Here is a 10,842-nt window from a genome sequence, read left to right as displayed (position 1 = left end):
ACCGCAAGCTCGCCGCCTAACATCAATCCCCAGACGAAGCCCGCACTCCGCTAATCTACGCCGCGAAGTGTGCCAAATGTTCTGACGACGGACATAGAGCTGCTGGGCCGTAGGGCGGCGTGTTGGGCGTCCCTCCTGGGCGCGCGCCTCGATCCCGTCACGGAAAACTTGCTCATAGGAGCGGCCCCGCGCGCCCTGGCTGCGCCGTCCGGCTTCCCGATTGTGACGCGCGATCTCGCGTGTCAGCACGGCTTTCGCCGTCTCGACCGGAACCGGTGTCACCTTCGGCGACGGGCTCGCGCCGGGGGCATGCCCCGCATGGGCATTGCGGAATTCCGGGCCATCGTCCACCGCACGGGACAGGGCGGCAAAGGTCCGCTCCGCAATCTTCGCCTGGGCATTCTTCGGCAGCGCGAAATGCAGCTTGATCCCCATGATCTGGCAAATGCCCATGGGCTGCACGCCCTTCGCCTTGCCGTTCCGGAACCGATGCGCCGCGCCACCCGCCACCAAATGCCCGGCGAAGGCCGAACCGTTATCGGTATAGAGCCGGTCGAAGATCCCATGACGCTCGCAGACCCGCTTGATCAGGCGAACCGTGCCCACGGCGTTTTCCGAGGGACCAAGCTCCCAATCCAGGACAACGTTCGACGCTACGTCCACCAGTGCCAGCATAACCGGGCGCGCGGCCTTGCCGTCGCCCCAGTCCACCCAGAAATCCAGCGTGCGCCCGTCCAGAGAGACCCATTCGAGCGACAGGATCGACGTCTTGTCCCGGTGCGCCGGGATGCTCAACCGCTTCGCCGTCTCGCCATTGCCGCGTCTTGCCTGAAGGCGCTGCGCCTCGCTGAGTTCTTTCCAGCGCCGGTAAAAGGTGGGATAGGACGGTACCGCCCAGCCCATGGGGCGACCGGCATCCCGTACCCTGCGCCATGCCTCTTTCAGAGGCCAGTCCGGCGCGGCGTCCCGGATCATGGTCATGAAGAAGCGCCATGCCTCGTCGCTCATCTCGGCACGCTTGACTGTCGCCTTGTAATCGTCCAGCAGCGCGGGCGCGAAATTGATCGGATCAACCCCTTGAACGGCCTGTTGAAGACGCCTCAAAGACGCGTTTGAGGTGCCTTCCACGCCGAAACGTTCACGCACCAGAGCAAACCGCTCACCTTCCTTCACGCCCCGCGCGCGCAGCGCCATCAACATCCGCGCAATGCCCGCACGCCGCTCCGCTCTTGCCCGACGCGAAGGTGAAGCCTCCCCAAGCTGCCGGTGGGCGTCGTCGTCATATTCGCCTGCCGGAAGGTCCATCCCGTCCAGTTCGCGCCTCAGGTAGGCGAGGCGTTCGGGGTCGGGCAGGTCAGGGAGTTGAATATACTGAGGTTTACGCCCATCGGTCACGACCGTATGGATTGGAACACCCATTTTTGTGAGCCAGCGTGCAGCAGATGATCTGTCCGAAGGGATGCGGCCAATTGCAAGGACTTCGTTCACCCAGACAATCATTTTTGCTGCCCCGTCTCGCGCAATATCTGAGAGACAAGGCAGCTCGCGCGCGGGCCGCTCCATATACCGAGCATCGCCTTGCGTGCATTCTGAGGGGCGACCCCTTGCTTCTGACACCAAGCCGCGAAGGATGTTCCATTTGCAACAAAGTGCGCTCTAGCGGCTTGGTATTGCCGCTCCTTTATGCCAAAATTTGGCGATCCTTGATGCTCCACACATGGAGTATGCACCACATGTGGAGTATTCGCAATGGGTAAGTCGGACGTTGGTGATGCAATCCGCATTCGCCTCGAACGCCTGTTGGAGTTGCACTCGATTTCGAAGGCCGAGCTTGCCCGACGCGCAAATCTGCCCAGCCGAACGGTCGAAAACTACTTCAAGGGACACGCCCCAAGCGCTGAAGCGCTATTCATGATCGCCAGCGGAATGCATGTCCCGGTAGACTGGCTTCTGGGGGATTTGTTTCTTGCAATGAGGTCCCAAAATCAGAGTGATGATTTTGACCCCATATTCGAGTGCATTCGCTCTGCTGCACAAGAGCTGCTTGAGGCTGAGCCTTTGCTTACCACAGACGAACTCGCCCGAAAGATCGCGACGAACGCGCGCCAGAAGATTGACCACATCGAGCATGCGTATACGGCGAAAGCCGAGCCGTCAGCAGACGGACAGTAGGCGCTAAACAGTTCGTGGGTCGTGGGCAAATTTGCCCACGACATTTGCAGGCGCCTATTGAAAACATTGCACTTTTTACTGCAAGAATTCGTGTCAAATGCTGTTTCGGCGCAGGTTCCCCCAGAAAAGTATCAAACTCCGTGAAATCGCCAGTCTGTAACCCACTGAAAAGGCGGCACTCTTTTCCTAGCAGCGCTCAAACTCTGTGAAACCCGTCAGCAAGGCGCGGGTCGGCGCCCCCCCCCAGGCGGCGCATTGATCGGCATCGCGCAGGTCGAGCACATTGGCGCAAGCGAGCTCAAGTTCGCAAATCGCCCAAGGCGGATCGTCGGCCTTGATCGCATGCTCGGCCCAGTCCGGCCGGGAGGACATCATGATGAAAGCACCCCTCGGGACTAAGCACGGGGTGCAGCGCATGATCGGCGCGATGGGCGGCGGCGACATGCTGCTGATCGCGGCGCGCCCCGGGCAGGGCGAGACGCGCCTTGTGCTGCAGCTTCTGCTCGATCAGCAGCGTAGCAAGCCGCCACTCTCCGATCAGATGCGCAGCTTGCAGGAGTTCGCGCGGGATCGTGGCATGATCCTCGGCTTCATTTCGCAGATCGACCGCAGCTTCGACCCAGATCGCACCCCGGTGCCGGGGATCGGCGATCTGCGGCTCCCCAATCCGGTTCCCGACCGGATCTTTTCCAAGGCCTGTTTCCGGCATGGCACAGAAACCCGGTTCCAGCGCCTGAGCTGACCGGTACGCCGCCCCGACATGGTCCCAAACGTGGGCGGTGTTACCCTGCCGCCCGCGCCTCGAGCCCCGGATAGCGCAGACCGAGGGTGATCCCCCGCGCCAAGAAGGCGATCAGCAGCGCCAGCCAAAGCCCGTGATTGGCCCAGAGCGGCACCAGCACCGCCACCGCGATCACGTAGATCACGAAGCTGACCGCCATCATGTTGCGCATGTCCCGGCTTGCCGTGGCACCGATGAAGATCCCGTCCAGCATGAAGGCACCGACGCCTGCCACCGGCATCACCACCAGATAGGGCAGGAAATCGCGGGCCCGCGCGCGCACCTCCGGCGCCGTTGTCATCAGGTCGATGATCGCACCACCGAACAGACCGAACACCAGCGCCAGAAGTGCCACGATGATCAGGCCCCAGGCGCTGCTTTTCACCGCCGCCTCGCGCAGCCGGTCGCGCGCCCGCGCACCCAACGCCTGGCCAACCAAGGTTTCGGCGGTAAAGGCGAAGCCGTCCAGCGCGAAAGAGGTGAAGCTGAGGAATTGCATCAGCACCTGATTGGCCGCCAGCGTCACGTCGCCAAATCCTGCCCCGATGAAGAGAAACCCCACGAACATCGCCTGCAGCAACAACGAGCGGATCAGGATATCGGTATTGACCGACATCATATGCGCAAGCCGGTCACGATCGAAAACCAGCGCGGGGTTGCGCCAGTCGCGCCCCGCGAACCCGTTCCGGCACAGCCAGAGCCCCAGCGCCAGCCCGGTCCATTCCGCCAGGAAGGTCGCAAAGGCTACCCCTTCGACGCCCCAGCCGAGACCGAATACAAAGACCAGATCCAAGGCCACGTTCAGACCGTTCATCCACAGTTGCAGGATCAGCACCGCCCGGGTGCGCTCCTGCGCGATCAGCCAGCCGCTGATGCCATAGATCGCGATCGCCGCCGGCGCCGACCAGATCCGCAACCGCAGATACCCGGAGGCCAGCGTCTCGACCTCCGCACTGCCCGGCGCGACGCGAAAAGCGGCCCAGAAGATCGGCGCCTGCAGCGCGATCAGCGCCAGACCGGCGACAAGGCCGATCAGCAGTGCCCGCGACAGCAGCGCCGCAACCTCGCCCCGGTTGCCCGCGCCCAGTGCCTGGCTGGTCAGCCCGACGGTGCCCATCCTGAGAAAGCCGAAAATCCAATAGACCGACGAGAGGATGATGGCCCCCAGCCCGACCGCGCCGATCGGCGCCGCCTCGCCAAGCTGGCCCACCACTGCGGTGTCCACCGCGCCCAGGATCGGCACGGTGATATTCGACAGCACGATCGGCAGGGCGATCTTCAGGATGCGCCCGTTGGTTATCGCCCCCAGCGGTGCGGTGGTGGCGCCGCTCACTCGGCCAGTCCCGCGGTCCGGGGCTGCGGCATCAGGAAGTGACCGGTCGCCTGGGCGAAGATCTTGTCGTGGTGATCCTGCCACGCCAGCACATGAACCGAGGCATAGCGCCGCCCCGAACGGCTGATCTTAGCCCGCGCGTAAGCATCGCGCGGCAGGCCCGAGCGCAGATAATCGACCGACATGTCGATCGTCTTGGGCAACCGCGGCAGCTTGCCCGTGGTCAGGTCGAGCGCGCCGCTTTCGATCTGTGGCCAGATCTGCGACCAGCCCAGCGTGATGATCGCCGTCACCTCGAGAAAGGCGGCGGTGGCCCCCCCGTGCAGCGCCGGCAGCAACGGATTGCCGATCAGCTTTTCATCATAATTCATCACCGCCGTCAGCTCATCGCCACGGCGGTCGAAGGTAATGCCGAGAAAGCCGATATAGGGCACAGCCTCGACCAACGCGTTGAGAGCGGCGTCGCGGCGCTGCTTGACCACCTGGATCGGTTCGGGACGGGGACGGGCCATCAGCGGGACTCCACGGTAAAGCTGCCAGAGGCGGTGGCGACGGGACGGTCGGGATCCTCGTCCATTGTAACGGCACGGACAAAGGCGACATTGCGGGTGACGTGGTAACAGGTGGCGGTGGTGGTCACCGTCTGCCCCGGGGTCGCGGCACGCATATAGTCGATCCTGAGACCGATGGTCGCGGTGGCCCCGGGAGAAGAGGGGTGGCTCATCACCGCGGCGCCGCAGCAGGTGTCCATCATCGCCGACACCGCGCCGCCATGGATCACACCGGTCTCGGGATCGCCGATCAGCGCCTCGGAATAAGGCATTGCGATGGTCGCGCACCCCTTGCCGATATCGGTCAGCTGCAATCCGAGCGCGCGCGCATGTGGCAGCGCCTCGATGAATTGTTGTGCCATTTTGAGCTGATCCGACAAGGGGATACCCTCCTGCATAATGGTCATTTGTTCTTTATGATCCGCCACCCGCCCTTAGGGCAAGCCCGGCCATTGCGCTTGCCCCGGCGTCGCCATAAGTTGCGCCGCGAGGGAGAAAGTGCAATGTCCGATCCGCGTTTATCGTTCAAGGAGATGTGCGCCGAGTTCGATGTGACTCCGCGTACCTTGCGCTATTACGAGTATATCGAGCTGCTGAGTCCGGAGCGTGAAGGGCGGTCCCGCTACTACGGTCCGCGCGAACGCGCCCGCATGATCCTGATCATGCGCGGCCGCAAATACGGCTTTCAGCTCGAGGAAATTCGTCAATGGCTGCAAATCTATGAGCATGAGGGCACCCGTGCCCAGCTTCAGGCCTTCATCGAGATGGCCGACCGCCAGTTGAAAGAGCTGAACCACCAACGTCAGCAGATTGACGAAGCTCTCGATGAGCTGACAAAGATGCGCGAAGAAACGCTGCGCGCCTTGGACTGAGGCGAACGCGACGTCACCCTGCCCGCCCCGGCGCAATGCCCAAGAGGCGGGCAGTTTCGCATCTCCCCGCCGCCCCGCGCGGCGACGCGGCGCGAGAGCGGCGATCAGCCAGCCCTTGCGGGCAACCGTCCCTGCCCGCCCGATGCGACAATCGAACAAATCACCCAGATACAAATCGCCCCGATCACGCGACAGCCATGGCGAGCCCCCTTTCTCGCCACGACACTGCCTTCTCAGCCCCTTAAAAAAAAGAAAAAAGTGACATTCGTTCAATTTGAACGGCGGTCGTCCCATGCTCCCACGTCACTATTATAAATGACGCAACGTCTGGATTACGTAAACGTCAACTTAGTGTTGTAGAGCAATCATCGAAGGCACAGCTTACCCCCGAGACACGACCGCAGAAGACCAAGGACGAGCAACCACATGATGACGATCCGCGAAATGTGCGATGCCTTCGACGTGACCCCGCGCACCCTCCGCTTTTACGAATCGAAGGAATTGCTGTTCCCCAAACGGGAAGGCCAGAAACGGCTGTTCAGCAAACGTGACCGGGCCCGGCTCAAGCTGATCCTGCGCGGCAAGCGCTTCGGCTTCAGCCTTGAGGAAATTCGCCAGTTGCTCGACCTCTATGATATCGGCGACCAGCAACACACCCAGCTTTCGCGCACCTACGAGATCGCCCGGGACAGGCTTGCCGATATGGAGCGCCAGCGCGACGAGCTCGACACGGCGATCAGCGAACTGCAAGAACAGCTCAAATGGGGCGAACAGGTGATCGCCTCGATGACAGAAACCGGAAAGGCCGCAGAATAGGCCCCGGCCCGTACGACACCCCTGACGCAAACCGAGACAATTTGGGAGGCTCGATATGCCCAGCTACACCGCACCCACCAAGGATATGCAATTCGTTCTGCATGACGTCCTGAAGGTCAGCGCCTCAGACATCCCCGGCTATGCCGATCTGGACCGCGATTTCACCGCCGCCATCCTGGAAGAGGCCGGCAAGATCAGCTCCGAAGTATTGCACCCGCTGAACACCGTCGGCGATGTCGAAGGCTGCCGACTGGAAAACGGCGTGGTCTATCCGCCGACCGGCTTCAAGGACGCATTCGAGAAGATGAAGGAAGGCGGCTGGCCCGGTCTGGACATGCCCGAGGAATTCGGCGGTCAGGCCCTGCCTTATCTGATCTCCACCGCGGTGGGTGAGATGTTCTCGGCCTCGAACCAGGCCTTCACCATGTATCAGGGCCTGACCCATGGCGCCGCCAGCGCCATCCTGGCACATGGCTCGGACGCGCAAAAGCAGACCTATCTGCCCAAGATGGTCTCCTGCGAATGGACCGGCACCATGAACCTGACCGAACCGCATTGCGGCACCGATCTGGGCATGATGCGCACCAAGGCCGAACCGCAGGCCGATGGCAGCTACAAGATTTCCGGGCAGAAGATCTTCATCTCCGCCGGCGATCACAACATGGCCGACAACATCATCCACCTGGTGCTGGCCAAGATCGTCGGTGGCCCCGACGGCATCAAGGGCGTGTCGCTGTTCATCGTGCCGAAGGTCCTGGTGAACGAGGACGGCAGCCTGGGCGAACGCAACGCCGTCTCGGTCGGCAAGCTGGAAGAGAAGATGGGCATTCACGGCAATGCCACCTGCGTGATGAACTATGACGGCGCCACCGGCTATCTGCTGGGCGAGGAACACAAGGGCATGCGCGCCATGTTCACCATGATGAACGAGGCCCGCCTGGGCGTCGGCATGCAGGGCCTGGCCCAGGCCGAGGCCGCCTATCAGAACGCGGTGATCTATGCCAAGGATCGGCTGCAGGGCCGCGCCGTGACCGGGGCGGAAAACCCCGAAGGCCCGGCCGATCCGATCATCGTGCACCCCGACATCCGCCGCAGCCTGATGGATCAGAAAAGCTTTACCGAGGGGGCCCGCGCCTTCGCCTTCTGGGGCGCCACGCTGATCGACCAGGCGCATCGCTCCGGCGACAAGGAGGCCGACGGGCTGATCTCGCTGCTGACGCCGGTGCTCAAGGGCTTTCTGACCGATCAGGGCTATGACATGACGGTGCAGGCGCAGCAGGTCTATGGCGGCCACGGCTACATCGAGGAATGGGGCATGTCGCAATATACCCGCGACGCCCGTATCGCGATGATCTACGAAGGCGCCAACGGCGTGCAGGCGCTCGATCTGGTCGGCCGCAAACTGGCGCAGGACGGCGGCAAGCCGGTGATGGCCTTCTTCGAGCTGGTCAAGACCTTCTGCAAGGAGAATGCCGGTGAGGACGAGGCCTATGTCCGCGACTTCATCGAACCGCTGAAGAAGGCTTCGAAGGACCTGCAGGCGGCGGGGATGTATTTCATGCAGAACGGCATGAAGACCCCGAACAATGCGCTCGCCGGTTCCTATGACTTCATGCATATGTTCGGCCATGTCTGCCTTGGGCTGATGTGGGCACGGATGGGCAAGGCGGCGCTGGCGGCCCTTGCCGAAGGCACCTCGGATCCGGACTTCTACAAGGCGAAACTGCTGACCGGACGCTATTACATGGCACGCCGTCTGCCGGCGACCGCGCTGCACCTGTCGCGCATCGAAAGCGGTGCCGACACGGTGATGGGCCTTACCGCCGATCTGTTCTGATCCCGGTCGGGCGCGCCCCCAACGGCGCGCCCTGCTCCGCAGGACTTCTGGGAGGAGATCATGCCGAAACGCTTCCGTCTGACCCGCCGCTTCCCGGTCGCCATGACCGAGGACGGCTTTCGCCGGTTGCGCGCCTTCGCCGCCGAGGCAGGCCTCGACGAGGGCGAGGCGCTGTCTTTCCTCTTCGAGAACTTCGATCAGGTGACCGATCCGGATGAGCTCGCCTTCCGGCTGCGGCGTTTCAATGCCGAACTCGACGCAAGGAAACGCTAGCACATGTGCGAAAGGCAGCGCATGGTCCCCCGACCGGTCCGCGAAGGGCCGGTTTCGGAAGCCTCCGGCGGCCGTACTTGCGACGAGAAGAAGACGCAGAACAGGTCCACCCCGCCATCCGGCGCCAATCGCGCCATGGCGGATCGGGCGGGACGGCGGGGCTTCTCCTCGTGCGGTCATCGGCTCGGCAGCCTGTACCGCGGCACAAGCAGACGCGAGTCGCGGTTAACAACTGGTTACCATGAGGGCGCATCCCCTGCTTCTTCTCGTTTCAAATACGGAATTCCGGAAGCAGTCACAGGCGCCAAGGGAGGATTGGAAAGATGACCATCAAACTTTATTGCTTCGGCGAAAGCGGCAATTCTTACAAGGCGGCGCTGGCGCTGCAACTGAGTGGGCTCGACTGGGAGCCGGTCTATGTCGATTTCTTCAACGGCGAGACCCGCACGCCGGAGTATCGCAATGCAGTCAACGAGCTGGGTGAAGCGCCGGTGCTGGTCGACGGCGATTTCAAGCTGAGCCAGTCGGGCGCGATCCAGGCCTATATCAGTGACAAATCAGGCAAGTTCGGCGGCACCACCCAGGCCGGGAAATACGAGGTTTTGCGCTGGGTGCTGTGGGACAACCACAAGCTCAGCAGCCAGGCCGGGATGACCCGCTTCCTGATGAACTTCCTGCCCGAGCAGCACTGTAACCCGGATGTGATCGCCTTCTCGCAAGGTCGCCTGAAGGCCGCCTATCAGGTGCTGAACGACCATCTGGAGGGCCGCGACTGGATCGTCGGCGACGGCGTGACCAACGCCGATCTGAGCTGCTGCGGCTATCTCTATTACCCCGAACCCTTCGGGTTCGACCGGGCCCAATGGCCCCATATCGACGCCTGGCTGATGCGGCTTTCCGAACAGCCCGGCTGGAAACACCCCTATGATCTGATGCCCGGCAACCCGTCGGACCGCGCATAAGGAGAAGACCATGACAGACGCCTATATCTATGACGCGCTGCGCACCCCGCGTGGCAAGGGCCGCAAGGACGGCGCCCTGCACGAGGTGACCTCGCTCAGGCTTTCCGCGCTGACGCTGAACGCGCTGAAAGAGCGCAACAATCTCGACGGCCATGCCGTCGAGGACGTGATCTGGGGCAATGTCACCCAGGTGATGGAACAGGGCGGCTGCCTGGCGCGCTCGGCCGTGCTGGCCTCGGATCTGGACCAATCCATTCCGGGGCTCGCCATCAACCGCTTCTGCGCCTCTGGCATGGAGGCCGTGAACCTGGCCGCCAACCAGGTCAAGGGTGGTGCCGGCGAGGCCTATATCGCCGGAGGCGTGGAGATGATGGGCCGGATCGCCATGGGCTCGGACGGGGCGGCGATCGCCGTCGACCCCAGCCTGGCGATGGACAGCTATTTCGTGCCGCAGGGGATTTCGGCCGATATCATCGCCACCGAATACGGTTTTTCCCGCGAAGAAGTTGACGCTCTGGCGGTGGAATCGCAGCGCCGCGCCAAGGCCGCCTGGGACGCCAACCGCTTCGCAAAATCGGTGATCACGGTGCGCGATCAAAATGGCCTCGTGATCCTCGACCGCGACGAATACATGCGCCCCACCACCGACATGCAGACGCTGGGCGCGCTGGCGCCGTCCTTCCAGATGATGGGCGAACAGATGCCGGGCTTCGACAAGGTGGCGATGCTGAAATACCCGCATCTGGAAAAGATCAACCACGTGCACCATGCCGGCAACTCCTCCGGCATCGTCGACGGCTCGGCCGCCGTGCTGATCGGCAACAAGGAATTCGGCGAGAAATACGGGCTGAAGCCGCGCGCGCGGATCAAGGCCACCGCCAAGATCGGCACCGATCCGACCATCATGCTGACCGGCCCGGTGCCGGTGACCGAGAAGATCCTCAAGGACAACGGCATGTCGATTTCCGACATTGACCTCTTCGAGGTGAACGAGGCCTTTGCCGCCGTGGTGCTGCGCTTCATGCAGGCTTTCGATGTCGATGCCTCCAAGGTCAATATCGACGGCGGTTCCATCGCCTTTGGTCACCCGCTGGGCGCCACCGGGGCGATGATCATCGGCATGCTGCTGGACCAGCTGGAGCGCGAGGACAAGGAAGTGGGTCTGGCGACCCTTTGCATCGCGTCCGGCATGGGCGCGGCCACCATCATCGAGCGCGTCTGAGCGGCTGAACGGGAGATAGTATT

General features: G+C 62.7%; 13 protein-coding genes. 8 read left to right on the top strand and 5 right to left on the bottom strand.

The window, feature by feature from the left end:
- A partial coding sequence (locus tag G455_RS0115690) for a transposase domain-containing protein (RefSeq protein WP_161629402.1) occupies nucleotides 1–1,500 on the bottom strand: 1,500 nt, incomplete at its 3' end.
- A 249-nt stretch (nucleotides 1,501–1,749) separates the two neighbouring features.
- On the opposite strand from G455_RS0115690, the gene G455_RS0115685 reads away from it, so the two are divergent.
- Nucleotides 1,750–2,172, top strand: coding sequence for a helix-turn-helix domain-containing protein (locus G455_RS0115685; protein WP_028094565.1), 423 nt, complete (start codon nucleotides 1,750–1,752; stop codon nucleotides 2,170–2,172).
- Nucleotides 2,173–2,358: 186 nt separating this feature from the next.
- Here the strand turns inward: G455_RS0115685 and G455_RS0115680 are convergent, their stop codons facing one another.
- Complete coding sequence (locus G455_RS0115680; protein ID WP_028094564.1) at nucleotides 2,359–2,547, bottom strand: hypothetical protein; 189 nt, start codon at nucleotides 2,545–2,547, stop codon at nucleotides 2,359–2,361.
- Here G455_RS0115680 and G455_RS24340 point away from each other — a divergent pair.
- Nucleotides 2,546–2,914, top strand: coding sequence for a P-loop NTPase family protein (locus G455_RS24340; RefSeq protein ID WP_028094563.1), 369 nt, complete (start codon nucleotides 2,546–2,548; stop codon nucleotides 2,912–2,914). The genes G455_RS0115680 and G455_RS24340 overlap by 2 nt on opposite strands.
- A 40-nt stretch (nucleotides 2,915–2,954) precedes the next feature.
- Here the strand turns inward: G455_RS24340 and G455_RS0115670 are convergent, their stop codons facing one another.
- The 3 genes from G455_RS0115670 to G455_RS0115660 are packed head-to-tail and all read right to left on the bottom strand — an operon-like array spanning nucleotide 2,955 to nucleotide 5,244.
- Nucleotides 2,955–4,286 (bottom strand): MATE family efflux transporter, encoded by a 1,332-nt coding sequence (locus tag G455_RS0115670; RefSeq protein WP_028094562.1) that lies wholly within the window; start codon nucleotides 4,284–4,286, stop codon nucleotides 2,955–2,957.
- Nucleotides 4,283–4,798 carry a PaaI family thioesterase gene (locus G455_RS0115665; protein WP_028094561.1) on the bottom strand — a complete coding sequence of 172 codons (516 nt, stop codon included), beginning with the start codon at nucleotides 4,796–4,798 and terminating at the stop codon, nucleotides 4,283–4,285. The genes G455_RS0115670 and G455_RS0115665 overlap by 4 nt, the downstream gene beginning before the upstream one ends.
- A complete protein-coding gene (locus G455_RS0115660; protein WP_407636248.1) occupies nucleotides 4,798–5,244 on the bottom strand; it encodes a PaaI family thioesterase in 447 nt (148 codons plus the stop codon). The genes G455_RS0115665 and G455_RS0115660 overlap by 1 nt, the downstream gene beginning before the upstream one ends.
- 96 nt (nucleotides 5,245–5,340) lie before the next feature.
- Here G455_RS0115660 and G455_RS0115655 point away from each other — a divergent pair, with 96 nt between their 5' ends.
- The 6 genes from G455_RS0115655 to G455_RS0115630 all read left to right on the top strand — a co-directional run bounded on the left by G455_RS0115655 (nucleotide 5,341) and on the right by G455_RS0115630 (nucleotide 10,819).
- Nucleotides 5,341–5,709, top strand: coding sequence for a MerR family transcriptional regulator (locus G455_RS0115655; RefSeq protein WP_028094559.1), 369 nt, complete (start codon nucleotides 5,341–5,343; stop codon nucleotides 5,707–5,709).
- Between the two features lie 429 nt (nucleotides 5,710–6,138).
- Nucleotides 6,139–6,525, top strand: coding sequence for a MerR family transcriptional regulator (locus G455_RS0115650; RefSeq protein WP_028094558.1), 387 nt, complete (start codon nucleotides 6,139–6,141; stop codon nucleotides 6,523–6,525).
- Between the two features lie 55 nt (nucleotides 6,526–6,580).
- Nucleotides 6,581–8,362, top strand: a complete 1,782-nt coding sequence (locus tag G455_RS0115645; protein WP_028094557.1) for an acyl-CoA dehydrogenase C-terminal domain-containing protein — start codon at nucleotides 6,581–6,583, stop codon at nucleotides 8,360–8,362.
- 60 nt (nucleotides 8,363–8,422) lie between these two features.
- Nucleotides 8,423–8,635, top strand: coding sequence for a hypothetical protein (locus G455_RS0115640; RefSeq protein ID WP_028094556.1), 213 nt, complete (start codon nucleotides 8,423–8,425; stop codon nucleotides 8,633–8,635).
- 323 nt (nucleotides 8,636–8,958) lie between these two features.
- On the top strand, nucleotides 8,959–9,597 hold the full coding sequence (locus G455_RS0115635) for a glutathione S-transferase family protein (protein WP_028094555.1): 639 nt from the start codon (nucleotides 8,959–8,961) through the stop codon (nucleotides 9,595–9,597).
- Between the two features lie 10 nt (nucleotides 9,598–9,607).
- Nucleotides 9,608–10,819: an acetyl-CoA C-acetyltransferase gene (locus tag G455_RS0115630; protein WP_028094554.1), complete on the top strand. Its 1,212-nt coding sequence runs from the start codon at nucleotides 9,608–9,610 to the stop codon at nucleotides 10,817–10,819.
- The last annotated feature ends 23 nt before the right edge of the window (nucleotides 10,820–10,842 follow it).

Source organism: Pseudodonghicola xiamenensis DSM 18339 (assembly GCF_000429365.1).
Lineage (GTDB): Bacteria > Pseudomonadota > Alphaproteobacteria > Rhodobacterales > Rhodobacteraceae > Pseudodonghicola > Pseudodonghicola xiamenensis.
Note: the sequence above shows the minus strand (reverse complement) of the source record. Positions and strands in the feature narration are given on the sequence as shown.

Bases quoted from the DNA above. Each gene is read 5' to 3' on its own strand.
- G455_RS0115685 (WP_028094565.1), top strand. From the start codon at position 1,750: ATGGGTAAGTCGGACGTTGGTGATGCAATCCGCATTCGCCTCGAACGC.
- G455_RS24340 (WP_028094563.1), top strand. From the start codon at position 2,546: ATGATGAAAGCACCCCTCGGGACTAAGCACGGGGTGCAGCGCATGATC.
- G455_RS0115680 (WP_028094564.1), bottom strand. From the start codon at position 2,547: ATGATGTCCTCCCGGCCGGACTGGGCCGAGCATGCGATCAAGGCCGAC.
- G455_RS0115665 (WP_028094561.1), bottom strand. From the start codon at position 4,798: ATGGCCCGTCCCCGTCCCGAACCGATCCAGGTGGTCAAGCAGCGCCGC.
- G455_RS0115660 (WP_407636248.1), bottom strand. From the start codon at position 5,244: ATGACCATTATGCAGGAGGGTATCCCCTTGTCGGATCAGCTCAAAATG.
- G455_RS0115655 (WP_028094559.1), top strand. From the start codon at position 5,341: ATGTCCGATCCGCGTTTATCGTTCAAGGAGATGTGCGCCGAGTTCGAT.
- G455_RS0115650 (WP_028094558.1), top strand. From the start codon at position 6,139: ATGACGATCCGCGAAATGTGCGATGCCTTCGACGTGACCCCGCGCACC.
- G455_RS0115645 (WP_028094557.1), top strand. From the start codon at position 6,581: ATGCCCAGCTACACCGCACCCACCAAGGATATGCAATTCGTTCTGCAT.
- G455_RS0115640 (WP_028094556.1), top strand. From the start codon at position 8,423: ATGCCGAAACGCTTCCGTCTGACCCGCCGCTTCCCGGTCGCCATGACC.
- G455_RS0115635 (WP_028094555.1), top strand. From the start codon at position 8,959: ATGACCATCAAACTTTATTGCTTCGGCGAAAGCGGCAATTCTTACAAG.
- G455_RS0115630 (WP_028094554.1), top strand. From the start codon at position 9,608: ATGACAGACGCCTATATCTATGACGCGCTGCGCACCCCGCGTGGCAAG.